Source organism: Pseudomonas uvaldensis (genome assembly GCF_021271205.1).
Taxonomy (GTDB): Bacteria; Pseudomonadota; Gammaproteobacteria; order Pseudomonadales; family Pseudomonadaceae; genus Aquipseudomonas; species Aquipseudomonas uvaldensis.
Genome location: NZ_JAIWKS010000012.1, coordinates 52340 through 77034, shown reverse-complemented (window position 1 = coordinate 77034; position 24695 = coordinate 52340). Strand labels below are relative to the sequence as shown.

The 24695-nt window shown below is 62.7% G+C and carries 17 protein-coding genes and 1 pseudogene; 5 read left to right on the top strand and 13 right to left on the bottom strand.

Annotated features, from left to right (window positions below):
• Positions 1-9: 9 nt before the first annotated feature.
• The 11 genes and pseudogenes from LCU97_RS22920 to LCU97_RS22870 form a co-directional block, all read right to left on the bottom strand.
• Positions 10-2448, bottom strand: coding sequence for a TonB-dependent siderophore receptor (locus LCU97_RS22920; RefSeq protein ID WP_232777864.1), 2439 nt, complete (start codon positions 2446-2448; stop codon positions 10-12).
• Between the two features lie 98 nt (positions 2449-2546).
• Positions 2547-3530, bottom strand: a complete 984-nt coding sequence (locus LCU97_RS22915) for a FecR family protein (RefSeq protein WP_053147530.1) — start codon at positions 3528-3530, stop codon at positions 2547-2549.
• Between the two features lie 51 nt (positions 3531-3581).
• Positions 3582-4082: a sigma-70 family RNA polymerase sigma factor gene (locus LCU97_RS22910; protein WP_232777863.1), complete on the bottom strand. Its 501-nt coding sequence runs from the start codon at positions 4080-4082 to the stop codon at positions 3582-3584.
• A gap of 212 nt (positions 4083-4294) precedes the next feature.
• Positions 4295-4735 carry a carboxymuconolactone decarboxylase family protein gene (locus LCU97_RS22905; RefSeq protein ID WP_053147527.1) on the bottom strand — a complete coding sequence of 147 codons (441 nt, stop codon included), beginning with the start codon at positions 4733-4735 and terminating at the stop codon, positions 4295-4297.
• A 120-nt stretch (positions 4736-4855) separates the two neighbouring features.
• On the bottom strand, positions 4856-6298 hold the full coding sequence (locus tag LCU97_RS22900; RefSeq protein WP_053147525.1) for a mechanosensitive ion channel family protein: 1443 nt from the start codon (positions 6296-6298) through the stop codon (positions 4856-4858).
• Between the two features lie 204 nt (positions 6299-6502).
• Positions 6503-7369: pseudogene (locus tag LCU97_RS22895) on the bottom strand (pirin family protein).
• A 118-nt stretch (positions 7370-7487) separates the two neighbouring features.
• Complete coding sequence (locus tag LCU97_RS22890; RefSeq protein ID WP_053148163.1) at positions 7488-8102, bottom strand: response regulator transcription factor; 615 nt, start codon at positions 8100-8102, stop codon at positions 7488-7490.
• Between the two features lie 113 nt (positions 8103-8215).
• Positions 8216-8647 carry an ANTAR domain-containing protein gene (locus tag LCU97_RS22885; protein ID WP_232777862.1) on the bottom strand — a complete coding sequence of 144 codons (432 nt, stop codon included), beginning with the start codon at positions 8645-8647 and terminating at the stop codon, positions 8216-8218.
• Between the two features lie 154 nt (positions 8648-8801).
• On the bottom strand, positions 8802-12026 hold the full coding sequence (locus LCU97_RS22880; RefSeq protein ID WP_232777861.1) for a transporter substrate-binding domain-containing protein: 3225 nt from the start codon (positions 12024-12026) through the stop codon (positions 8802-8804).
• 331 nt (positions 12027-12357) lie between these two features.
• Positions 12358-13692: a lysine N(6)-hydroxylase/L-ornithine N(5)-oxygenase family protein gene (locus LCU97_RS22875; protein WP_232777860.1), complete on the bottom strand. Its 1335-nt coding sequence runs from the start codon at positions 13690-13692 to the stop codon at positions 12358-12360.
• A 154-nt stretch (positions 13693-13846) separates the two neighbouring features.
• Positions 13847-14329 (bottom strand): sigma-70 family RNA polymerase sigma factor, encoded by a 483-nt coding sequence (locus LCU97_RS22870; protein WP_053147516.1) that lies wholly within the window; start codon positions 14327-14329, stop codon positions 13847-13849.
• A 302-nt stretch (positions 14330-14631) separates the two neighbouring features.
• Between LCU97_RS22870 and LCU97_RS22865 the strand changes: the two genes are divergently transcribed.
• The 3 genes from LCU97_RS22865 to LCU97_RS22855 are packed head-to-tail and all read left to right on the top strand — an operon-like array spanning position 14632 to position 19159.
• A complete protein-coding gene (locus tag LCU97_RS22865; RefSeq protein ID WP_053147514.1) occupies positions 14632-15783 on the top strand; it encodes an efflux RND transporter periplasmic adaptor subunit in 1152 nt (383 codons plus the stop codon).
• The gene (locus LCU97_RS22860; RefSeq protein WP_232777859.1) at positions 15784-17754 is read left to right on the top strand and encodes a MacB family efflux pump subunit; all 1971 of its coding nucleotides are present in this window, start codon (positions 15784-15786) and stop codon (positions 17752-17754) included.
• Positions 17755-17764: 10 nt separating this feature from the next.
• A complete protein-coding gene (locus tag LCU97_RS22855; protein ID WP_232777858.1) occupies positions 17765-19159 on the top strand; it encodes an efflux transporter outer membrane subunit in 1395 nt (464 codons plus the stop codon).
• 660 nt (positions 19160-19819) lie between these two features.
• On the opposite strand, the gene LCU97_RS22850 is transcribed toward LCU97_RS22855, so the two are convergent.
• Both LCU97_RS22850 and pvdP read right to left on the bottom strand, forming a co-directional pair.
• A complete protein-coding gene (locus tag LCU97_RS22850) occupies positions 19820-20125 on the bottom strand; it encodes a hypothetical protein (protein WP_053147507.1) in 306 nt (101 codons plus the stop codon).
• Positions 20126-20228: 103 nt separating this feature from the next.
• Positions 20229-21845 carry a pyoverdine maturation tyrosinase PvdP gene (gene pvdP, locus LCU97_RS22845; RefSeq protein WP_053147505.1) on the bottom strand — a complete coding sequence of 539 codons (1617 nt, stop codon included), beginning with the start codon at positions 21843-21845 and terminating at the stop codon, positions 20229-20231.
• Positions 21846-22032: 187 nt separating this feature from the next.
• Between pvdP and pvdM the strand changes: the two genes are divergently transcribed.
• Positions 22033-23403 (top strand): pyoverdine-tailoring dipeptidase-like protein PvdM, encoded by a 1371-nt coding sequence (pvdM, locus tag LCU97_RS22840; protein WP_053147503.1) that lies wholly within the window; start codon positions 22033-22035, stop codon positions 23401-23403.
• Entirely contained in the window at positions 23400-24680 is a 1281-nt protein-coding gene (pvdN, locus tag LCU97_RS22835; RefSeq protein WP_232777857.1) for a pyoverdine-tailoring periplasmic protein PvdN, read from the top strand. Before pvdM ends, pvdN begins: the two co-directional genes overlap by 4 nt.
• Positions 24681-24695: the final 15 nt, after the last annotated feature.

Genomic DNA, 24695 nt, shown 5'->3' with positions numbered 1-24695 from the left:
TACCCTCTGTCAGAACCCCACGCTGGCCTGCACGAAGAACGTCCGCGGCGCCCCCACGTAGATCCCCGAGTTGTTGTCGCTCGAACGGGTGTAGTACTGGTGATCGAACAGGTTTTTCACCCCGGCGCCGACTTTCAGGTTCGACATTTGCTCACCGAAGTCATAGCCGCCGCGCACGTTCCACAATACGTAGCCCGGCATGTCGCCGAACTGCCCGTCGGCGCTGCCGTCGGTGATGTAGTTGTCACTGAAGCTGCCATCGGCGTTCACGTTGTTACCGGGTGAGCGTTGCTTGGATTGGGCAAAGGCATCGAGATTGTAGGTCCAACGGTTGACTTCATAGCGCAAGCCCACGTTCGCCACCTGACGGGAGTAGAACGGCAGGTCGCGGCCCTTGAAACTCGGGATCTGGCCTTCGTAGGTCGCTCGGGTGTAGGTGAAACCTGCATTGGCGCTCAAGCCTTCGAGACGCGGGTCCAGCGCGGCCAGGTCATAGTGCACCGAGGCTTCCAGGCCCTGGTGCTTGGTGGCGCCCATGTTGGTCCAGCCGATGTCGTTGCTGATGTACTGCAGTTCGTCATCGAAATCGATGTAGAACAGCGTTACCTCCCCCCCCCACACGTCATCGTTGTAGCGCGTACCAATCTCGTAGGTCTTGGCTTTTTCCGGGCTCAGGCCATCGGCCGTGTTATTGCCGTTGCCGCCCTGGCCGAGCTGGAAATACTGCAGGCTGCCGAACGACGTTTCGTAGTTGGCGAACAGCTTCCACGCATCGGACAAGTGGTACATCACGCTCAGGGCCGGCAATGGCTCGTTGCTGTCGATGCTGCGGCGTTTTTCCTGCACGGGGCGGCCGGCGGTGTCGAGCACCGGCCGGTCGTGCCATTCGGTGCTGATGCTTTCGAAGCGGATGCCCGGCGTAATGGTCCACTTGCCGACGTCGATCTTGTCATCGATGTAGACCGCATGGGCCTCGGTGCCGCCGGTACGATCCTGGTAGACATGGCCATCGGAGCCGGGACGCACCACCGGCTGGTTATCCCGCAGCGCCAGGCGACTGGCCTCTTCGTGCATGCCTTCTTTGAGGTAGCGATAGCCGATGCTGGCCTCTTGGGTGGTAGAACCCAGGTCAAACACATGGGACACCCGCGGCTCGATACCGAAGGTGTAGTAGGTGCGGGGGTATGACACCAGGTTGCGCTGGTCCCGCGAGGCGATGGTGCTGCCGCGGTAGCTGTCGGAGTAATAGGTCAACACTTCGGCCTGGGTGCGGTCGCTGATTTCCCGGATCCACTTGAAGGACACGTCCTTGCGCCGGCCGGCAAAAGTGTCCCAGTCGCGGTCGGACTGGTACGGGTCGGCGTCATATTGCGCCTGGGTCAAGCCGCCCGGCATGTCGGCCTTGGCGTCGTAATAATGAAAATTCAGTGAGAAATCGTCCACGTCGGTGGGTGCCCAATGGGTCTTGAGGATGACGTCGTCGATGTCGTTACCGTTGTTGCTCTGGCGATAACCGTTGCCGTTGACGCCCGAATACAGGAGCGCAACGCCCAGGCCATTGTCGGCGGTGCCGCCGAGGAACGCCGTGTCGATGTGCTTCCAGCCGCCGCGCTGGGAAGTCTCCAGGGTAGAGCCGATTTCACCGGTGGCTTTCTCGGGGATGGCGCGGGTCACGAAGTTGATCACCCCGCCGACGTTCTGCGGCCCGTAGCGCACGGAGCCAGCGCCACGTACCACATCGATGCTGTCCAGGTTGCCCGAGGAAATTGGCGCCATGGACAGTTGCGGCTGGCCATAAGGCGCGAACGCCGCCGGCACGCCGTCGATGAGCACCGTGGAGCGCGGCGACAGGCGCGAAGTGAGTCCGCGAACGCCGACGTTGAGGGAAATATCGCTGCCACCGGTACCGTTGGCATCCTGCACTTGCACGCCGGGCACACGTCGCAGCACATCGCCGACGTTCATGGCGCCCTGTTCCTGCATCGCCTCGCGGCGGATCACCGTACGTGCGCCGGGGTGGTTCTGCACCACTTCGGCGTTGGCATCGCCGAGCCAGTCGCCGACTACCTGGATATCCGTGGTGCCCAGCTCCAGCGGACCGCCGTTGGTGGCCGAAGGCGCCGGCAGCACCGTCACCGAGCCGTCATTGATCTGATATTGCAGACCACTGCCTTGCAGCAACTGGCGCAGAGCCGCTTCCGGGGACAAGTTGCCATCCACCGCCGGCGCCTGCTTGCCCGCCACCAGTTCCGGGCTGAAGAACACTTGCAACGAGGTCTGCTGCGCCAGTTGGCTCAAGGCCTGGCCCAGCGGCTGCGCCTGGATATGGATAGCGCCGGTCGCCTGATCGGCGAACGCCTGGGGCATCGCGGCGCTGACCGCCAGCGTCAAGGCCAGTGGCAACCAGCGTGGGTGGAGGCGTTTGTTGTTTTTGGCAGAAGTTTTCACGTCGAACCTTGTCCTGTGGAATAGCAAGAATACGCGTCTGTTAATGCAAACCAGTTGCAGTTGGACAAGAAGACGAAGAACTCGAAAAAAACCTGAATCTACCGCGCAATTATTTCCTGGCTGCCGTCCTCCAGCGTACGGATGGCCACGGGCAGGATATTCGGCAAGGCTTTGAGCAGCGCCTCGGGGTTGTCCGAGCGGAACACGCTGGTCAGGCGCAGGTTGCCCACCGCCGCGCTGCCGACCCGCAGGGGTTTGGCGCGATAGCGGGAAACCTCTTCGGCCACCTCATTCAACGAGGCATTGGTGAACACCAGCTTGCCATTGCGCCAGGCAGTGAGCGCATCGGCATCGATGGCATAAGGCGTGGCGACCTTGCCCTGGGCGTCGATCTGGGTACCCAGGCCAGCCGTGAGGCTGACAAAGCGGGCCTGGGACACATCGCGCCCCTGGACCTTGACGCTGCCCTGCTCCACTGCCACCCGGGTCTTGTCGAGGTCACGACGCACGTCGAAGCGCGTCCCGGTGACTGTCACCTGGCCGTTGCCGGCATCAACGGTGAAAGGTCGGCCCGCGTCATGCTCGACGCGAAACAAGGCCTCGCCTTCGGCCAATTCCACCCGCCGTTGATGGTGCGCGTATTGAATACGCACCCGGCTGCGACTATTGAGATCGATTACCGAACCATCCGGCAGCGCGACGTGCCGGCGCTCACCGAGGGCCGTGGCGAATTCAGCGCTGTAGTCGGTGGAAGAGCCCAGGCCGCTGAACAGCCCTAGCCCGACGGTCATCGCCAGCAACCCGGCGGCCACGGCATAGCGCAGCAATGGTCGACGCGAGGGGCGTTTGGCGGGCGGTTCGCACAACGCTCGCAGACGCTCCCGGGGCAGCAAGTCCGTCGCGCTCCAGATGCCTTGCAGTAGCTGGATTTCATCCCGATGGTTGGGGTGTTCGTCCAGCCAGCCATTAAAACGCTGACGCTCTTCGACACTCATGACAGGGGCTTGCAAGCGCACGAACCATTGCGCCGCCTCGTCGCGAACCCGGTTCTGCCCGCAGGGGCATTCACGGCTATCCATCATGGAAGGTCCTCGGGTTCGGGTGAACGGGTTCAAGTGAAAGATGACGGCGAATCATGGTCCTGGCCCGTCCAGGCGATCGCGCAGATGCCGCAGGGTGCGGATCATATACTTTTCCACCATGTTTTTTGACAGGCCCAGGCGCTCGGCGATCTCCGCCTGGGTCAGGCCCTCGATCTTCTGCCAGACAAACACCGTGCGGCAATTGGCCGGCAGCTCGGCAAGTGCCTGTTCGATGGAGTCCGCCAGTTGTATCGCGTGCATGAAGTGCTCCGGGTCGCTGGTAAGCGACTGGCTGAAGTCGACTGCTGCCTCCTCCATGGCACCCCGTCGATCTTCGCGCCTAAAGCCATCCACTGCAATGTTGCGTGCCGTCTGGTGCAGATAAGCCCTCGGCTGCTCGACCCCGGCCGAATCGGCTTCGAGCACCCGCACGAAGGTATCGTGAGCCAGGTCCTCGGCCTGCTCGCGATTGCGCAGGCGACGGGTCCAGGTCCCGATCAACTCTTCGTAATGCTCGAAAAAGCCGGGTCTGCGGGGCAACTTGGGGGTCATCACGGCGCGCTGCGGGAACGGGACGTGAATAGTAATGCTTCCTATTAATGAGAGGCAAACCCAATGCACTGCCTGTCATCCGAAGCTTTCAGAAATGAGAATGTCCAGTGGGAGCGAGCCTGCTCGCGATGGCTGAGTGACAGTCAATACAGCATTGAATGCCCTACCGCATCGCGAGCAGGCTCGCTCCCACCGGTATTTTCTTCGCTCAATTACGCCTCGGGCATCTTGCGAAAGCCCACCGCCAAACGGTTCCAGCCATTGATCGTATTGATCGCCACCGTCAGGTCGACCATTTCCTTGGGGTTGAAATGCTGGCTCAGCAATTCGTAGTCGGCGTCCGGTGCGTGGGTTTCGCTCACGCGGGTCAAGGCTTCGGTCCAGGCCAGCGCGGCGCGCTCACGGCCGGTGAAGAACGGCGCTTCACGCCAGGCGGTCACGGCGTACAGGCGACGCTCGGTCTCGCCGTCCTTACGGGCATCGGCGGTGTGCATGTCGATGCAGAAGGCGCAGCCGTTGATCTGCGAGGCACGCAGCTTGACTAATTCGAGCAGGGACTTTTCCAGGCCCAGCTTCGAAACGGCGGTTTCCAGGGCCATCATGGCTTTGAAGGCCTCAGGGGACGCGGTGTAGAAATCGATACGCGGTTGCATGGTGAACTCCAGAACGATTGGGTGTGGCGCTACGTTAGCCTTCAGGTAGCGCCGTACAAATAGCCAATTATTGGGAAGTTCGGGTGGCCAATGGGCGAACGTCACCCTGTGGGATTTCGCTCAGGCCCGGCTGCGCAACCATTGCAGAAAGCGCTTTTTGGCGACGGGCTTGGGCGCCTCGCGGGTCAGGTTCTGGGCCAGGTGCATGCGGAAGTCCAGGAGGTTTTTCATGGCGTCGTTGATGTCGTGACGGGCGTCGAGGCAAGGCTTGAGATAATCCTTTTCGATGCGATAAAGGGTGCAGTACGTCTTGGCCGAAAAATCCGCCAACGTCGCCTGATCCGCAACGATGCCGGCCTCACCAATCACTTCCCCCGGCCCCATGCGCCCGCCTTCCAGCACCTGGCCATTGCGAACCAGGGTCACGCTGACCACGCCCGATTCAATGATGAACAGGTGATCGCTGACCTCGCCCGCCGGCAGGATCATGTCCCCGGCGCGGAAGGTCTGCAGGGTCATGTTCTGGCTGAAGGTGTCTTTTTCTTCCGGACGCAAGGTGGAGAATATGCTCGAACTGTCCAACAACGCCCGAGGTCGCGACGCGCCATTGGCCGAAGCGTTTTCGCCAGTGGACAGCAGGCTGATGCCAGACGCACGCAAATGCCGGAACGCCAGGTCGAACAACTGGTTGCGCACCTCGCGCTTCTGGCTCATCGAGGCGACGAACCCACTGATTTCGTATTGCGCCCCGTCGCTGCCGGAGCTCTTGAGCGTGACACAAGGAGCCGGAGTGGCAAGCAGCGCACGACAGCCGATCATCGCCCGCTCCAGTGCATCGATCACTTTTTGCGGCCGGGCATGGGGGCTGACCTGAACGCTGATGGATAGCCCGTGCACATCGCTGGGCCGGCTGAAGTTGACGATCTTGGCCTTGGCCGCCAAAGAGTTGGGGATCACTGCCATGCTGCCCTGGGAGGTCTGCAACCGCGTGGCCCGCCAGTCGATATCGGTGACCCGGCCTTCGGTGCCATCGATGGAAATCCAGTCATCGAGCTGATAGGGCTTGGTGGTGTTGAGCACGATGCCGGAGAACACGTCGCTGAGGGTGCTTTGCAACGCCAGGCCGACAATGATCGCCATGGCCCCGGAAGTCGCCAACACGCCCTTGACCGGCAGGTCCAGCACATAGGCCAGGGCCGCGATGACGGCGATGAGGAAGATCACCGCGCCGAGCAGATCCTGCAACAACCGTCCGGTATGGCCGACCCGTTGCATCATCGCCGCGCCGATCATCACCGTCAGGGTGCGCGCGGCGAACAACCACCAGGCGATCTGCAGGCCGGTGGCCGCCAGGTGCCTGGGTACGTCGTCGACCCACTGCGCCGGTTGCATGGGATTGAGGCCTTCGTTGAACAGCAGCATGCTGAACAAGGAAAAGATCGCCAGCCGCACGCCTATCTTCCAATAGGTCCGCTCCACACTGACCAGCCGCCACAACAGCAAGTCGAGGACAAGCAGCACCAGGGCGCAGAGCAGCGGGTGGTCGGCAATCAGAGACAGCATCGGGACAGCTCCAGGGAAATCATTGGAGCGAAGATTGGCACAGATTGAACACGCCACAAACTTTTGTGGGAGCGGGCTTGCTCGCGAAGAGGACGGCACAGTCGACAAAGGTGTCGACTGTGCCTGCGCCTTCGCGAGCAAGCCCGCTCCCACAGAGTCCCGGTTCGTCAGTGATTGGATCGCTCCACAAAAGCCGCGTAGGCTTCAGTCATCCATCCGCCCAAAGCGCCCGGAATGAAAATCGCTGAACGCCTGATGAATTTCCTGCTCGCTGTTCATCACGAACGGGCCGTGGCCGACGATGGGTTCGTCGATCGGTTCACCGCTGAGCAATAGCACTACCGCATCGTCATTGGCTTACAGCGTTATCCGGTCGCCAGACCGGTCGAACAGGGCCAGTTGCCCGGCCTCGGCCCGCTCGCGACCATTGACCTGGACCGTACCGCGCAGCACCACCAGCGCGACGTTGCGCCCTTCATGCAGGTCCAGGGTCAGGCTTTTCCCCGCGTTCAAGCGGATGTCCCAGAGGTCGATCGGGGTGAAGGTCTTTGCCGGTCCGTGCTGCCCCTGGAAAGTGCCGGCAATCAGGCGCAAACGGCCGGCATCGTCTTTCAAGGCAATATCCGGAATATCGCCGTCGAGGAGGGTCTGGTAGCCGGCCGGCGTCATCTTGTCCTTGGCGGGCAAGTTGACCCACAGCTGGACCATTTCCATGAATCCACCCTGACGGGCAAAGGCTTCGGAATGAAATTCTTCGTGGATAATACCGGAACCGGCAGTCATCCACTGCACGTCACCTGGGCCGATCCTGCCGCCACTGCCGGTGGAGTCCCGGTGTTCCAGTTCGCCCTGGTAGACGATGGTCACGGTTTCGAACCCCCGGTGCGGATGCTGGCCTACACCACGACGCTCCCCGGTGGGGGCAAATTCGGTCGGGGCCGCGTGGTCCAGCAGCAGGAACGGACTGATGTGCTCGCCCAGGCTGTCGTAGGAAAATAACGTGCGAACCGGGAAACCGTCACCGACCCAATGGGGCCGTGGGCTGGCGTAAAGGCCAATGATACGTTTCATGTTGCGTCTCCAAATCCGGTAAGGCCAAGCGATGGAGACAGATTAAAGGCGGCTCCGCCAATCCACTAGGCTGTAAAAATCAGCCTCAGCGTTCTATATGAAGAACGATCATGACGTTTTACAGGTGATTGCGCTTGGCGAAATCCGACAACCCCACCAGCGTCTTCAAGCCAAGCTTTTCCAGCAGGCGAGTCTTGTAGGTGCTGACGGTTTTCGGGCTCAGAAACAGAGACTCGGCGACATCCTTGCCCCGCATGCCCATGGCGAGCATTCGCAGGATGGACAGCTCGCGGGTGGAAAGGCTTTCCAGGGCCTGCTGTTCGGTGCGCTGCCGCAGGTCCAGCCTGACGGGCATCTGGGGGAAATAGGAATAACCGGATTTCAGGGCATGAAGCGCCTTGGCCAGTTCCTTCAAGTCGCTTTTCTTGGTCACGAAGCCCCTCGCCCCCGCCGAGATGCAACGGTTACAGAAGTGCTGCGCATCCTGCGAGGTGAACACCAGCACAGCGCACTCCGGGTATTGGGCCATGATCCACACCAACAGGTCCAGGCCATCGAAGCCGTTCATGACCAGGTCCAGGATGACCAGGTCCGGCGCACTCTCCTTGATCAGTGCCCTGGCATCGGCCACGCCGCTGGCGTCTCTGACACGGCTAAACCCTTCGTTCTGGCAAATGAGCCGCAACGCCCCCCGTATGACAGGGTGGTCATCGACGATCAACACGTTTTTCAAGGCTACTCCCCGGACGAAAATAAACGGCACCGATGCCATGGGTGCACCGGACTCTTACACAGGCGAAAGGCCAGGCCACCTGTCAGCTCTGACAGTCCCGACCGAAGGTCAAGTCAACCTCCGAGGCCCTGCCTGATGGCTCTGTCCCAGGGCGCTGCCGACACGTTGTCCTGAGGGTCGATCCGGGCCATCAGGTTCGCCAGCGAAACAAGGTCAGGCAACGGGGCAGGATGCAGGTACACGCTGGTCCGACGCTCGCCCGGCACCGACATGGGTCCGGCCTGCCGGGCGTTGTAGATCATCCCGTGGCGAAGCTGAGGGTGTTCGAGGAAGAAACCCGGCAGGTCCGCCCCGTCCGCCAGGCAGGCGTCGACGACCAGCAGGTCGAACGGCTCGCTGGCGTACTCCACCAGCGTCATCAACTCCTGCACATCACTCACGGGAACAATGCGGAAGTAGCCCTGCTGATTGAACAGGAACTCGAGCCTCATTCGATGAGCATGTTGTGTATCGGCAATCATGATGCGCAATGCTTTATTCGGCATGACGGGCCATCCCAATGACGACGCGAGGGGTCGAGCCGGCGCGTGTCGTGAACGTTAAGTGGCCGTCAGGCTAGAGAAAGCTTTTGAGGGGCGCTGTAGGACGAATCCTAAATTGAGACGGAAAAAGCCACCCCGGACGTGCGGCGTTGGAATGTCATCCCTGCGCCCCACCCGTTTGCAGCCGCTCCGCCAGCCGGTCCATGGCTTGCTGTAAGCCATCCACCGTGCTGGCGAGCTCCGTGGCATCGGCGCCTCGGCAGGCGTTTTCCAATGCTTCACAGGCAACGATCAGGCTCTGCGCCCCGATGATCCTGGCACTGCCCTTGATCCGATGCGCCAGGTCTGCCAGCCCTGGCACATCACGACGGATGAACAACTGCAACAGCCGCGCCCTGTCTTCGGCATTGCTGTCGGCCAGCGCCTGCATCAGTTCCGTCATCGCAGCCGTGTCGCCCCCGATCAACGCTTCGAGACTGGAAAAATCCGCACCATCAGCGGTCGCCATTTCGTCAAATCGTGAGGCGACACTCTCCTCCAGGCGCACCTTCAAGTGCCGGAGGCCGATAGGCTTGAACAGACAGTCATCCATCCCGGCTTCGATGCAACGGTCCTTTTCCTCACGCTGAGCGTTGGCTGTGAAGCCCAGGATCACCACTGGCGAAACACCTCGGGTCAGCTCATCGCTGCGAATGGCGCGAGCCAACTCGTAACCACTCATCAGCGGCATGTTGCAGTCTGTAATGACCGCATCGAAGTGTCCGGCGCGCCAAAGACGCAACCCTTGTGAGCCGTCTTCGGCCGACTGGACCCGGTGCCCCAGATAACTCAACTGCCGTGCCAGCAGCAAGCGATTGGCCGGGTGGTCGTCCACCACCAGGATATCCAGCGCCCTGACCGGCATCGCCACCTCGGATTCAGGCTGCGGCGCTCGCTCCTCGGTGCCGAGCAAAGGCAGGCTCAGCCGGACCTCGACCTGCGTGCCCTCTCCCGGCGCACTCTGCAACGTCAGGGTACCGCCCATCATCTCGCACAGGGTACGGCTGATCACCAGCCCAAGCCCTGAACCACTGCGGGCCGACTGAGGGTTGTCGGTGGCCTGGCTGAAGGGACGGAACAGCTTGCGTTGTTCCGGCAACGAGATACCGCAACCGGTGTCTTCGACGCGCAGGCAGACGCCCAAGTGTTCATCGTCACCGCCCGGCTCGGTGCGGGCACTCAAACGCACCTGGCCTCGATCGGTGAACTTGATGGCATTGCCCAACAGGTTCGACACGATCTGCTTGAAGCGCAACGGATCGATCAACACGTCGCGGCTTACCGTTTCATCCAGGTCCAGTGACAGCTGCACGTGTTTCTGCCGCGCCAGTCCGTCGAACATTCGCACCACTGACTCGATCAATTGCCCCAGGTTGGCGCGCTCCGGCGCCAGGGTCAGTCGCCCCGACTCGATGCGGGCGATGTCGAGAATGTCGCCAATCAGGTCCAGCAAACCCTGGGCCGCCCCGTAAGCGACCTCGATGGCAACCCGGTCCACGACCCCTTCTTCGGCTTTTTTCATAGCCAGTTCCAACATGCCGATCACCGCGTTCATCGGCGTGCGAATTTCATGGCTCATGGTGGCTACGAAAGTGGTCTTGGCTCGATTGGCGTCGTCGGCGCGCTCCTTGGCCATACGTAACTGTTCCAGCAGCCGGCGCAGGTAAACGACCCACCCCAGGGCCAGCAGCAACAACAGCGCGGCGAGGGCGAACCCCTGGAGGATGGCAGTGCGGTTGCGCAGCCAGTAACTGTCGTCAATCACCACTTCACTGCGCCAGCGGTTGGTCAGCTCGTCCATTTCTTCGGGGGAGATGCCCAGCAGCGCCTTGTCGAGTATCGAATGCAACTGCGGTGCATCCCGGTGAGTCGCCAAGGCAATGCGCGCCGGCAGCGTGCCCACGGTGCTGGTGACCTGCAACCGGTCGCGATACTGGCGGGAGATCATATAGCGGGCGCTGATCAGCGAATTGACCGCGCCATCCACCGTACCGGCGGCGACCATCGCCATGGCCTCGGGTACGTTTTCAGCGGGTACCAGTTGCACCCGTGGAAATGTCTGTCGCAGGTAGTCGTGCAACACGTTGCCGCGCACCAGCGCCAATCGCTTGCCGTCCATCTGGTCCAGTGTCAACGGAGCCTTGGCCTTAAGGGATGTCACCAGCACGAAGGGATTGGTCAGGTACGGTCGGGTGAAACGCAGCGCATCCTCATCCTCGGAGCCGACGCTGACGGTGATCGCCGCCAGCACATCGGCCTGGCCGTTCTTGACCTGCTCGATCAGGTCGTACACCGATTTGCCACGCTGGATATCGAACTTAAGGCCCGTGCGCAAACTGATCCGGGCCAGCACATCGGCGCTGATACCCCGGAAATGACCTTGTTCGTCACTGAATGTCAGCGGCAGGAAGTTGTCATCGATCACGACCCTGACCCGCGGATGGGCCGCCAGCCAACGCTGTTCATCAACGCTGAAATGCAACGCCTGCTGGCCCGGCATGCTCGCGCCGCCGGCGCTCCAGCGGCGCAGAATGATCATGTTTTCACCAGCGGGAATGGCTTGCAGCGCCGCGTCGACGATCCGCAACAGACGCGTATTGTCGCGCCTGAGCGCGAAGGCGAACGGCTGCACTTGCATGGGCGAGAAATCCGCCAACTGCACATTGTTCAGGTAGTTCTTGCTGATCAGGTAATTGGAACTGATGGAATCCCCCAGGTAGACATCGGCCTGGCCGAACGCCACGGCGCCGATGGCACTCAGGGTCGAGGGGTACAACTGTAACGTCGCCTCTGGGTAGAACGCTTCGACCCGGTCCGGCGGCAAGTAGTGATAGAGCATCGCCAGCCGCTTGCCCGCCAGGTCCGGGGGCAGGTCCTGGCTGTCGTCGACGCGGGCCACCAGCGTGGGCAGGTCATCGGCATAGGCCCGTGACATCGCCAACGCCGGATCGTCGGCCTCGAAATCATTGGCCGTGCCGAGCAAGTCGATTTCACCATCGCGCAGGGCCTGCAGCGATTCGGCACGGGACGGGTAGCGCAGCACCTGCACCTGTACCTGTAGCAATTGACCGAGCAACTGCGCGTAGTCAGCGGTCAGCCCCTCATAATCACGGCCATTGCCGGTCATGCTGAACGGCGCGTAATCCGGTGCCGAGGCGCCCAAGCGCAACGCCCCTTTCTGCCGCAACCAGGCCTGGTCGGCCGCGTCCAGGGTCACCGAATAACCGTCCACATGGGAGCGCCCGAGCACTTGCAACCATTCGGGAGCCGCGCCAGCCTGTGGCGCCATACTCAATAAGCCCAGCAACAGCGCCACCAGGCCCGTGCGTAGAAGCAGCATCATCTGAATCTGTTCGCATGGCGAAATCGACCCGGCATACCACCGACTCCAGGCCAGGGCGACCGGCTGATAGGTTCAGACTGACAATGCGAGGGAACAGCGAACCGTCAACACGCCTGCCAAATGGGGGGCAGGCGTGGGATGAGTGTAGGAAATTTCTGAAGATTTGCTTGCCCGACTCCAACCCTGGCGAAAGACCTGAGATGGAACCTGTGGGAGCGGGCTTGCTCGCGAAGGCGTCAGACCAGTCAACATAGACAGCGACTGACCCACCGTATTCGCGAGCAAGCCCGCTCCCACGAGGATTGTGTTGATTGACACGTTCCGAACGTCGCTACACCGCGGCCAGCCGTTGTTCGCGCACCGAGCGCCCCTGGCCGAGATATTTGCCATGCTCATACAGCGAGCCGGCGATTTCATCGGCGCGTACCGGCAGGATCGACAGCAAGGTATCGCTCAGGCCATGACTGGCCTGGCAGAAACCCTGCATATAGATCGCAGCCTTGCAGCGCTCGTCGGTGACCAGCTTGTAGTTGCGGTCCACTTCGAAGTCGCCCAGGTATTGCGCAAGCGGCGCCAACAAGGTGCGGTGCGTCTGGCGCTCGTATCCCGTGGCCAGCACCACGGCGTCGTAGAGACGCACGCTCACCTCGCCGGTGGCATTGTTGCGTACCGCCAGCTCCACGCCCGCGTCGGTGGCGGTGGCTTTTTCCATAGTGGTGAGGGTACGGAACGCGTGGCGGGCGATGCCGGAAACTTTCTGGCGGTAGAAAATCCCGTAGATGCGTTCGATCAAGTCGATATCCACCACCGAATAATTGGTGTTGTGGTACTCGTTGATCAGGCGTTCACGCTCGCTGTGGGGTTGCTGGAACACCAGGTCGGTGAATTGTGGCGAGAACACCTCGTTGACGAACGGGCTGTCGTCGGCCGGCTTGAGGGCCGAGCCGCGCAGAATCATGTCGACCTGCGCCGAAGGGTAACTGTCGTTCAAGTCGATAAAGGCTTCCGCCGCGCTCTGCCCACCACCGATGATGGCGATGTTCATGGGCTGGCCTTTTACACAGGGCTGAGTCGCCATGCGCTCCAGGTACTGGGAGTGATGGAACACCCGGTGGTCATCCTTGAACGCCTTGAATGCCTCCGGAATACGCGGTGTACCACCGGCACTCACCACCACCGAACGGGTGGTGCGCACGCGCTCTTCGCCCTGGCGATCGCGGGAAATCACTCGCAGGGCTTCGACCTGCTGGTTGTGCAGCACCGGTTCGATACGCAGCACTTCCTCGCCATAACGGCTCTGCCCGGCGAACTGTGCGGCGACCCAGCGCAAGTAATCGTTGAACTCCATGCGGCACGGGTAGAAGGTACCCAGATTGATGAAGTCCACCAGGCGGCCATGGTGCTTGAGGTAATTGACGAACGAATAGGGGCTGGTGGGGTTGCGCAGGGTCACAAGGTCCTTGAGGAAGGAAATCTGCAACTCACTCTGGTTCACCAGAGTGTTGCCGTGCCAGCGGTAGTCGGCCTGCTTGTCAAGGAACAGCACATCCAGCTCGCCCTGGACCAGGCCGCGTTCCTGCAACGCGATGGCCAACGCCAGGTTCGAGGGGCCGAAGCCGATACCGATCAAATCGTGAACGTGTGGCGTTGCAGTTGCCTGTGTCATGTCCAGTGTCCTCTGGAGAGAAGGCCCCTCAACAGGGCGCGAAAAGCCGTAAAAACCGGCCGGCGGTGACCATGCAACCGGGCCGGCAAGTCGTCAGTAGTTGCTGTTGAGTGGTAACGAGGACGATGAAAGAAAATTTAACGCACTGCGGTGTTCAGCCCTTGTCCCATTGCCGGACGCGAATACGGCAATGTTTCATGGCATTGACGATGTGCTTTTCCACCAACGCCCGGGAAATGCCCAGGCGCTCGGCGATCTGCGGATGAGACAAGCCTTCGAGCTTACGCAGCAGAAAACTGTCCCGGCACAGCGGCGGCAGCTCGGCCAGGGCACGTTGCAGCATATCCAGGCGCTGACCGTGGTCGAGGCTGGCATGGGGCGATGGCGTGAAGAAGCGCTCTTCACTGTCCAGGACATCCAGGGATTCGACCTGGCGCAGGGTATTGCGACGATGCCCGTCGATCACCAGGTTCAGCGCGGTGCGATACAGGAATGCCCGAGGCTGTTCGATGGGCGTGTCGCTGGCCCGCTCCAGCACCCGCACATAGGCGTCATGCACCACATCCTCGGCCGCCTGGCGGTTGCCTAGCCTGGCGTTCAGGAAACACACCAGCTCGCGATAGTAGTTTTCCAACATGACTCCCGTGCGCAATGGCTGCGCCAGCTATCCCTGTGCCACCCGGCTTGCCCCGCAAGGCAATAGCACGATGGTGGCAGATCCAATCACGTAATTTATAGTAATTCTCATATAGATTTAAAGCTTTCGTTTGTGTCGGAGTTGACTCGCCCCCTCGGCTTTCGCAAAACATGGCGCATCCCTTCAACCTGCTACCAAGTGTTTCAGCCAGTAAATTCCCGGCCAAAGCGCTCGTTTAACGAAACAGCCGTCCGTCCCGCAGCCTCTCGGAACGGGCCCGTTTTCACCGGTCGGAACCCTGCATGAAACGTCCTCGCCCTACCCGACGCGCCTGGCTTTTTACTATTGCCGTGCTCCCGGCCGTCGCCTTCGCCGCCTGGCAGGCGGTTGTACCCAGCCGCGCCCCCCTGGCCACCGTCACCGTCAGCCGTGGCGACATCGAAAACAGCGTGACCGCCCTGGGCACGTTGCAGCCGCGACGGTATGTGGACGTGGGCGCCCAGGCCTCCGGACAGATCCAGAAGATCCACGTGGAAGCCGGAGACGAGGTTCGCGAAGGCCAGTTGCTGGTGGAAATCGACCCGTCCACGCAAAAAGCCAAATTGGATGCCGGTCGGTTCTCCATCGAAAACCTCAAGGCGCAGCTTCAGGAACAGCGTGCCCAGCACGACCTGGCACAGCAGAAATTCCGCCGCCAGCAGCAACTCAAGGCAGGCGGCGCCACCCGCGAGGAGGACGTACAGACCGCCCAGGCCGAAGTGCGGGCGACCCAGGCGCGCATCGACATGTTCCAGGCGCGGATCCGCGAGGCCCAGGCCAGCCTGCGCAGTGACGAGGCCGAGCTGGGCTACACCCGCATCTATGCGCCCATGGCCGGCACCGTGGTCGCCGTCGGCGCCCGGGAAGGCCAGACCCTCAACGCCCAGCAGCAAACGCCTCTGATCCTGCGCATCGCCCGGCTGTCGCCGATGACGGTGTGGGCCGAGGTCTCGGAAGCCGACATCGGCCACGTGAAGCCGGGCATGACCGCTTACTTCACCACCCTGGCCGGCGGCACCCGGCGCTGGAGCAGCACCGTGCGCCAGATCCTGCCGGTGCCGCCGCGCCCGCTGGAAGCCAGCCAGGGCGGCAGCCCCACCGCCGGACGCAGCGGTACCGAACGGGTGGTGCTTTATACCGTGTTGCTGGACGTGGACAACGCCGACCGCGCCCTGATGACCGACATGACCGCCCAGGTGTTCTTCGTCGCCGCCCAGGCTCACGATGTGTTGACCGTACCCACCGCAGCCCTGCAGGACAACACCGGTCAGGTGCGGGTGCTGGCCGATAACGGCGATGTTCAGGCACGCACCGTTCGTACCGGCGTCAGTGATCGCTTGCGCACCCAGATTGTCGACGGCCTGAGCGAGGGTGACCGGGTGCTGATCGACCCGGCCTCCGGCAACGGAGGCTGAATGAACACACCGCTGATCGAACTGCGGGACATTCGCAAGGCCTACGGTGGGGGCGACAGTCCCCGGGTGGAGGTGCTGCGAGGCATCGATCTGTCCATCCATGCCGGGGAATTCCTGGCAATTGTCGGGGCATCCGGCTCCGGCAAATCCACACTGATGAACATCCTCGGCTGCCTCGACCGCCCTACCAGTGGCGAGTACCGCTTTGCCGGCGAAGATGTCGCCCACCTGGGCAGCGACGAACTGGCCTGGCTGCGACGCGAAGCGTTTGGCTTCGTGTTCCAGGGGTATCACCTGATTCCGTCCGGCACCGCCCAGGAAAACGTCGAAATGCCGGCGATCTATGCCGGCACTTCGGCCGCCGAGCGCCACGCCCGGGCCAGCGCCCTGCTCGAACGCCTGGGCCTGGCCAGCCGCACCGGCAACCGCCCGCACCAGTTGTCCGGCGGACAGCAGCAACGGGTGTCGATTGCCCGGGCGTTGATGAACGGTGGTCATATCATTCTCGCCGACGAACCCACCGGCGCCCTCGACAGCCAGAGCGGCATCGAGGTCATGGCCTTGCTCGACGAGCTGGCGAGCCAGGGCCATGTGGTGATCCTGATCACCCACGACCGCGACGTGGCGGCCCGGGCCAAACGCATCATCGAAATCCGCGACGGACTGATCATCAGCGACAGCGCCCACGCCGATCCGACACCGCCGCGGGCCAACCCGAATGCGTTGCAGGCCGTGGACCTGCGGCAACGCCTGAGTGCCGGCAGCGAACACAACGGCGCCTGGAAGGGCGAGCTGGTGGACGCGGTACAGGCGGCGTGGCGGGTGATGTGGATCAACCGTTTCCGCACCGCCCTGACCCTGCTCGGCATCGTCATCGGCGTGGCCTCGGTGGTGGTGATGCTGGCGGTGGGCGAAGGCAGCAAGCGCCAGGTCATGGCCCAGATGGGCGCCTTCGGCTCCAACATCATCTACCTCAACGGTGCCGCGCCCAGCCCGCGTGCCGCCAAAGGCATCATCAGCGAACATGACCTGGCCGCCCTCGCCGCCCTGCCCGAGGTGCAACGCATCATGCCCGTCAACGGCGCCAACGCCAGCGTGCGTTTCGGCAACCTCGACCACACCAGTTACGTGGGCGGCAACGACACGAACTTCCCGACCATCTTCAACTGGCCGGTGACCGAGGGCAGCTACTTCACCGACGCCGACGAACGAGGTGCGGCAGCGGTGGCGGTGATCGGCCACAAAGTCCGGCAGAAACTGCTCAAGGACGTCACCGACCCCATCGGCCGCTACATCCTGATCGAGAACATGCCGTTCCAGGTGGTCGGCGTATTGGCGGAAAAAGGCGCCAGCTCCGGCGACTCCGATGCCGACAACCGCATCGCCGTGCCCTACTCCGCCGCCAGCGTCAGGCTGTTCGGCACCCGTCATCCCGAATACGTGGTCATCGCCGCCAGGGATGCGACCAAGGTCAAGGAGGCCGAGCAGGCCATCTCCCGGACCCTGCTGCGCCTGCACGACGGCAAGCGGGATTTCGAGCTGACCAACAACGCCGCGATGATCCAGGCCGAAGCCCGGACCCAGGGCACCCTGTCGCTGATGCTCGGCGCCATTGCCGCGATTTCGCTGCTGGTGGGCGGTATCGGTGTGATGAACATCATGCTCATGACCGTGCGCGAGCGGACCCGCGAGATCGGCATCCGCATGGCCACCGGCGCTCGCCAGCGCGACATCCTGCGCCAGTTCCTCACCGAGGCGGTGATGCTCTCGGTGGTCGGCGGACTGACGGGCATCGGCCTGGCCCTGCTAGTGGGCGGCGCGTTGCTGCTGGGCAGGATCGCCGTGGCCTTCGAATGGCTGGCGGTGTTCGGCGCCTTCGGCTGCGCCCTGGTCACCGGCGTCGTCTTCGGCTTCATGCCGGCCCGCAAGGCCGCCCGCCTCGACCCGGTCGCGGCCCTCACAAGCGAATGAATCCCAACCTATGAAAGCGCACCTGACCCTTTTGGCTGCCGGCCTGTTGTTGGCGGCCTGCGGCACTCCGATGCCGACGCCGGAAAGCGGCATCCAGCCGCCACTGACCTGGCAGAACCCCGACACGTCAGGCACCCAGGCTGACAACTCACTCTGGTGGACGCACTTCGGCAGCCCACAATTGAACCGGCTGATCGAACAGGCACGCCTGGACAGCCACGACCTGGCGGCCGCCACGGCAAGGGTTCGTCAGGCGCAGGCCAGCGCAGTGATCGCCGGCGCCCCGCTGCTGCCCGAGATCACGGCCGGGCTCAACGGCAACCGCCAGGAGCTGCTTCGCGGCAAGGGTTACAGCCAATTGGATGTGGATCGGAACAACCGCACCATCGATTACTACGATGCCCACCTCAGCGCCAGCTACGAGGTGGATTTCTGGGGTGGCAAACGAGCGGCCCGGGACAGTGCGACGAGCAGCCTGTCGGCCAGCCGGTTCGACCGGGCGACCGTGGAACTGACCCTGCTCAGCGGCGTCGCCAACAGTTACACCCAGGCGCTGTCCTTACGCGAACAACAGCGCATCGCCGAGCTGAACCTCGCCAACGCCCGACATGTACTCGATCTGGTGCAGACCCGCTACGACGCCGGCAGCGCCACGGCCCTGGAGCTGTCCCAGCAAAAAAGCCTGGTGGCAGCCCAGCAACGCCGGTTGCCGCAAGTGCAGCAGCAGGCCCAAGAGGCGCTGATCACCCTGGCGACGTTGCTGGGGCAGCCGGTGCAAGCGGTCAGGCTCGACGATGAACCGTTCGACCGCTTGCACTGGCCGTCCATCGACGCCGGCGTGCCCAGCGACCTGCTGCGCCGGCGGCCGGACATCGCCGCCGCCGAAGCACGCCTCGCGGCGGCCCAGGCTGACATCATCGTCGCCCGGGCCGCGATGCTGCCTTCCGTGACCCTGGGCCTGGGCCTGGCCACCGGCGCCGACATCGCCGACCAACTGCTGCGCAACAACGTCTACAACCTCAGCGCCGGCCTGGTCACGCCAATCTTCAACAACGGCCGCCTCAAGGCCGAACGAGACAAGGCCAGCGCTCGCCAGGAAGAACTGCTGGAACTCTACCGGGGCGCCATCATCAACGGCTTCGCCGACGTCGAGAAAGCCCTGAACACCGTGCACGGACTCGACCAGCAACGGCAGTGGCAAACCGAAGAACTACAGCAAGCCCAGAACGCCTTCGACATCGCACAAAGCCGCTATCAGGCCGGGGCCGAAGACCTGCTCACCGTGCTGGAAACCCAACGTACGCTCTACGCCGCTCAGGACATGAACGTGCAATTGCGATTGGCGCGGGTGCAGGCGAGCGTGGCGTTGTACAAGGCATTGGGTGGGGGTTGGCGGGTGCGTTAGCGCCCGAGCCGAGCACCTTTGTGGCGAGGATTTAACTGTGGGAGCAAGGCTTGCCCGCGATCAAGGCCACTCGGTCTTCCTTGAAAAACGCGTCGCTCTCATCGCGGGCAAGCCTTGCTCCCACAGACAAACGTCTCATGGCACAACGATGTCGATTTCAGTCTTGTTGAGGCTGCAACGTAGGACTCCCGAGCGAGGCTACATCGCCTTGCGTCATTACCTACAACTGCGCCAGAATCCGCCGGCTTGTGCGCCTGGCTCGTGGCTTTTACTGTTTCCGGGTTGCTGATTTCAGCGATCGGATCTGCAAGTGATGAATGTCAGCCCACGTGAATAACCAGGAGCTGCACCATGTCCAGCAGATGGTCGAGTTGGGCGAACTGCTGGCGAACCGTGCCCTGGATATCGCCGAACGGCCGTAGTCCTGAGCAAAGTCCTATCAAGCCCCCCCAATATGAAAGAGCCACATTTTTGTGGGAGCGAGCCCTGCTCGCGATTCGGTCTACCTGAACCGGTGATGCTGGATGTGCCGCCGCTTTCGCGAGCAGGCTCGCTCCCACAGGGGGTCGCGGTGTATCTGACAAGCTGCGGTCATTGTGGGAGCTGGGCTTGCCCGCGATGGCGGTGTATCTGACGGACCGCGGGCACTGTGGCCTGGGTTTATCCTGCCGGTTCGGGCACCCTGGTTGCGGCGATGGCGAGATCGATCAGCGCCTGACTGTCGGCTGCGTCCACGTCGTTATCCCCGTCCATGTCTCCATGTACCGAAACCTTGTCGAGGGGACCTTGCGGGTTTGTCCTGGTCACCCGGACGCCGTAGGCGGACACAATCGAGTCGATGAACTCAGTGTCCGGGTCGTCATCGATGAACCCCGTCATGCGGGTCACGAAATCAATCTCCACCGCCCCGAAAGTCGACCCGTTTTTCTCGGTCAAGGTAATCAGGATGCCTTTGCTGGTTTCCATTCGAAGCCTCCTTTCGCAGATGATCCGATGACAGTGCAGGCACTCTATGCCGAGAGGACGAGGCTGTCTGCTGTAAGAACTAACAGGTCTCCTCGCCCAGGCACTACACAGGTCTGGCCTTGAGATTGCGCGCATACCAAGGCCGTTGCGGCACCCGACGGAACAGTTTGGAAAGCTTTTTGTCATCGCTGCCGAAGGTGATGCGCAGGGCCAGTTTCATGGTTTCCGGGTCCATCTCTACCGAGCGGCCAACCTGCAACCCAGGCGTGGTACTGCAGCCATGGGTGTCCGGGCCCAGCCAGGGGTCGGCGATTTCCACCCAACGGCCTGGGGCGAACCAGGGCACGCCGTTGACGTCCAACCGGCTCACTTCGCCTGGGTGGAAACGCTCGTGCGCCCGGAACCAGTCTTCGATACGGTCGTCGATCCAGCCATGGAACGCCCAGAATACCGGGTTCACGTGGGAGGAGAACGGATCGCCGAGGAAGTCGTTTTCCACTGCAAACCAACGCTGGGCGAAGTCGGCCTGATCGCGGGCGAACGGCACCGGGTGGCCGTTGGACGGGTCCCGAGGCACCGAGGCCCAGCGCATGTGCAGCCAATCGTGCAGGCCCAGCTCCACCTCCGAACCGAACTGACCCAGGGTCAGTTTCGACAGGTAACGCGGATCCCGGTAACGCGACTCCCAGACCAGGAAGTTGCTGTGGTAGGTCTCCGCGGTCTTGATGTCGCTCACCCATTGGGCGTATTGCTCGTCACCGGCGGCCAGCCAGGTAGGCGGCAGTGCCGTACCGTCGAGGTTGTCGAAATACCGGGCGAAACCCAGGCGATCACGGTCAAGCTCCGGCTGTGGCAAGGGAAAGCGCTGCCAGGACGGCAGCGGCTGGAACGCACGAGCCGTCCTCAGCATGTGCCGGTGCATGAAAAAGAAGTCGATGCCAGAGCCGTTACGGTCCTTGCGTGGGCCACGGGCGTCACGTTCCTGGTCGCGCGGGCCGGGCTGCCAGCCAAGACCGCGCAGGGCGTTGCGTTTGTCTTCGTCCAGAGTGTGCCACTTGTCCCGCGAGGCGTGCCAGAGCTGGTGGAACAACCGATGTTCGGGCGACACCAGCCAGGCCAGCAGTGCGGGGCTCAGCGGCGTGCGTTCGCGGGCCTCGGGAAACGCTTGCTTGAGGGCGATGAATTGATTGTCGAGTTCCGGCAGGGCCGCCGACCGGTCCAGTCGCGACACGCGACCGCTGAGCGTGGCGCGACCGGCATTGCCGAAGCCGGCCCAGACCTCGTCCAGGGTCATGATGAATTCATAGTCCGGTGCTTCATGCTCGGCACTGGTAAGTCGCCAACTCAACTGCCTGGGGTCGTCGCCGGCCAGGTCGCCCAGCACCCGGTAACGAGGCTCGTCGCCCGTACGCAAGCGTTCGGCGGTATCCAGGCAACCCACCACCCCACGGCCCTTGTGGGCGATGTCGAGAAACAGCTGCAGCCCGTCGCTCGGCAGACCATCGACGCCGCCGTCGCGCCCGGTGAAACGGATCGTCCAGATACCGCGCAGCTTGTCGGCGCGACGCTGGCCCGCCACGTCCGCCACATCGAATGAAGCCTCGCCGGGGGTGATGGTGGGGTCCGGCCGGGTCAGTTCGCGATGCCCGTAATAAACCGCAGGCACGGCGGCACCGGTCAGCGCCAGGCCTGCCATGAACCATCGTCGAGAAATCGTCATTGCCTTACCTGTGTTCGGGCCCTGGGGTGGGCTTTATCCAAGCTAGGACGATGGGTGGGCCGGCAAATTTAAGAACACTGCAGGGGGACTCACCGGCCACCTAAATTTCCCCGCCAACCACTCGTCCTCCCCAGATAGCAAAGGCCCCGCGCCTGTCCTTCCAAGGCGAACCAGATCGAGATCGGCAATGACAACACGACGTTCGAAAAAGGCTCTTTTCACCGGTGTGCCCCTGGCCCTGGCGCTGGTGGTCGGTGGCGGCCTCGCGGCCTGGGACCACTGGTGGCGGGACAACCCCGGCTACCCGGTCAAGGTCATGAAGCAAGCCCGGGAGCTGCACGAACGCCTGCTTTCCTTCGACAGCCACATCACCGTGCCGCTGGATTTCGGCACCGCCGGCAACGAAGCCGACAAGGACGGCAAGGGTCAGTTCGACCTGGTGAAAGCCAACCGCGGGCACCTGTCCGGCGCGGCCCTGACCATCTTCGGCTGGCCGGAACTGTGGAACGGCCCCAACGCCCCCCACAGGCCCACTGCCGGTTTCGTCGAAGAAGCGCGCAACCAGCAGGAGGTGCGCTACAAGATCATCACCGGCATGGTCCGCGACTTCCCCAACGAGGTCGCCATCGCCTACACCCCGGACGATTTCCGGCGCCTGCACGGCGAAGGCAAGTTCGCGATTTTTATCAGCATGCTCAATGCCTATCCCCTGGGCCACGACCTGAACCTGCTGGACCTGTGGACGGCGCGGGGCATGCGCATGTTCGGCTTCAGCTACATCGGCAACAACGATTGGGCCGACTCTTCGCGGCCGCTGCCCTTTTTCAACGATTCCGCCGACGCCCTGGGCGGTCTTTCCGACATCGGCAAGCAAGCCGTGGGCCGCCTGAACGACCTGGGCGTGATCATCGACGTCTCGCAGATGTCGACCCAGGCCCTGGAACAAGTCGCGCAGCTGAGCCGCACACCGCTGGTGGCCTCCCATTCGGCGCCACGGGCGATGGTGGACATCCCACGCAACCTCAGCGACAAGGAAATGCAACTGATCAAGGCCAGCGGCGGGGTGGTGCAGATCGTTGGCTTCTCCCAATACCTGCGCCCACTGACGCAAAAAACCCAGGACAAACTCAACGCCCTGCGCGCGCGCTTCGATTTGCCGCCATTGCCCAACCTGGCGATGGCGCTGATGCCAGGCGACCCGATCATCGCCGCCTGGCCGGAACAGCGGTTTGGCGAATACGCCGCCCAGCTCTACGGCATCCTGGAGGAAGAACCCAAGGCCAGCCTCAAGGACCTGGGCGATGCCATCGACTATGCCGTGCGCAAGATCGGCATCGACCATGTCGGCATCAGCTCGGACTTCAACGAAGGCGGCGGCGTGAAAGGCTGGGAGGACGTGGGCGACATCCGCAACGTCACCGCCGAACTGATCACCCGCGGCTACTCCGAAGCCGACATCGCCAAGCTGTGGGGCGGCAACTTCCTGCGGGTCTGGGACCAGGTGCAGAAAGCCGCCCGGCCAGCCGTGACCTCGAACCAGAAGGCCGTACAGCCATGAATGAACGCCGCACTTTCCTGAAACAGGCCGGGATTCTCGCCGCCGGCCTGCCACTGGTCGCCAGCCTTCCCGCGCCCGCGAGTGCCGACGCTCTGCCACGGTTGCCCCGAGACAAATGGGCACAACTGCGCGCCTTGTTCGACCAGGACCCGGACTACCTGCATTTCTCCAACTTTCTGGTCACCACCCACCCCCGCCCGGTGCGCGAAGCCATCGAAAAACACCGCGCCGCCCTGGATAAGAACCCCGGCCTGTTGATGGACTGGGACCTGGGCGTCACCGAGGAACGCGAGGAGAACGTGCGGACCTGGGCCGGACGCTATCTGCAAGCGAGCCCGAAACAGATCGCCCTCACCGGCAGCACCACCGAGGGCCTGGCGATGATCTACGGCGGCGTTCAGGTGAACGCCGATCAGGAGATCCTCACCACCGCTCACGAACACTATTCCACCCACACCATCCTCGGCCTGCGCAATCAGCGGGACGGCACGCAGGTGCGCAAGATCAAGCTGTTCGAAAGCGCCCACAACGCCAGCGAGGCGCAAATCCTCGCGACCATCGACCGCAATATTCGTCCGCACACCCGCGTACTGGGCATGACCTGGGTGCATTCGGGCAGCGGCGTCAAGCTGCCCATCGACAAGATCGGCGCTCTGGTAGACAAGCACAATCAAGGCCGCAGCGATGCACAACGCCTCATCTACGTGGTGGACGGCGTCCATGGCTTCGGCGTCGAGGACCTCGATTTCCCGGCCATGAACTGCGATTTCTTCATCGCCGGCACCCATAAGTGGATGTTCGGTCCACGGGGTACGGGCCTGGTGTGCAGCCGCAGCGAAGAGCTCAGGTACGTCACACCGATCATTCCAACGTTCTCCGAAGCCACGGCATTTTCCACCGTCATGACGCCGGGGGGCTTCCACGCCTTCGAGCATCGCTGGGCCGCGGACGAAGCCTTCAAGCTGCACCTGCAACTGGGCAAGGCCGAGGTGCAGGCGCGCATCCATGCCCTCAACACCTACCTGAAAAAGCAACTGCTTGCGAAGCCGCAAATCGAACTGGTCACGCCTCTGAGCCCGGAGCTGTCCGCCGGTTTCACCTTCTTCCGGGTCAAGGGCCGCGAGAGCGACGAGATCGCCGGCTACCTGATGAAAAACCGGGTGATCGCCGACGCGGTGCATCGCGACGCCGGCCCAGTGGTCCGCACCGCGCCTGGGCTACTCAATACCGAAGCCGAGATCGATCACTTCATGGGGCTGCTGAGCAAGACGCTCTGAACCGAACCTTTTTGA

Coding starts and splice junctions, on each gene's coding strand:
- LCU97_RS22915 (WP_053147530.1), bottom strand. CDS start 3,530: ATGATGGATAGCCGTGAATGCCCCTGCGGGCAGAACCGGGTTCGCGAC.
- LCU97_RS22910 (WP_232777863.1), bottom strand. CDS start 4,082: ATGACCCCCAAGTTGCCCCGCAGACCCGGCTTTTTCGAGCATTACGAA.
- LCU97_RS22905 (WP_053147527.1), bottom strand. CDS start 4,735: ATGCAACCGCGTATCGATTTCTACACCGCGTCCCCTGAGGCCTTCAAA.
- LCU97_RS22900 (WP_053147525.1), bottom strand. CDS start 6,298: ATGCTGTCTCTGATTGCCGACCACCCGCTGCTCTGCGCCCTGGTGCTG.
- LCU97_RS22885 (WP_232777862.1), bottom strand. CDS start 8,647: ATGCCGAATAAAGCATTGCGCATCATGATTGCCGATACACAACATGCT.
- LCU97_RS22880 (WP_232777861.1), bottom strand. CDS start 12,026: ATGATGCTGCTTCTACGCACGGGCCTGGTGGCGCTGTTGCTGGGCTTA.
- LCU97_RS22875 (WP_232777860.1), bottom strand. CDS start 13,692: ATGACACAGGCAACTGCAACGCCACACGTTCACGATTTGATCGGTATC.
- LCU97_RS22870 (WP_053147516.1), bottom strand. CDS start 14,329: ATGTTGGAAAACTACTATCGCGAGCTGGTGTGTTTCCTGAACGCCAGG.
- LCU97_RS22865 (WP_053147514.1), top strand. CDS start 14,632: ATGAAACGTCCTCGCCCTACCCGACGCGCCTGGCTTTTTACTATTGCC.
- LCU97_RS22860 (WP_232777859.1), top strand. CDS start 15,784: ATGAACACACCGCTGATCGAACTGCGGGACATTCGCAAGGCCTACGGT.
- LCU97_RS22855 (WP_232777858.1), top strand. CDS start 17,765: ATGAAAGCGCACCTGACCCTTTTGGCTGCCGGCCTGTTGTTGGCGGCC.
- LCU97_RS22850 (WP_053147507.1), bottom strand. CDS start 20,125: ATGGAAACCAGCAAAGGCATCCTGATTACCTTGACCGAGAAAAACGGG.
- pvdP (WP_053147505.1), bottom strand. CDS start 21,845: ATGACGATTTCTCGACGATGGTTCATGGCAGGCCTGGCGCTGACCGGT.
- pvdM (WP_053147503.1), top strand. CDS start 22,033: ATGACAACACGACGTTCGAAAAAGGCTCTTTTCACCGGTGTGCCCCTG.
- pvdN (WP_232777857.1), top strand. CDS start 23,400: ATGAATGAACGCCGCACTTTCCTGAAACAGGCCGGGATTCTCGCCGCC.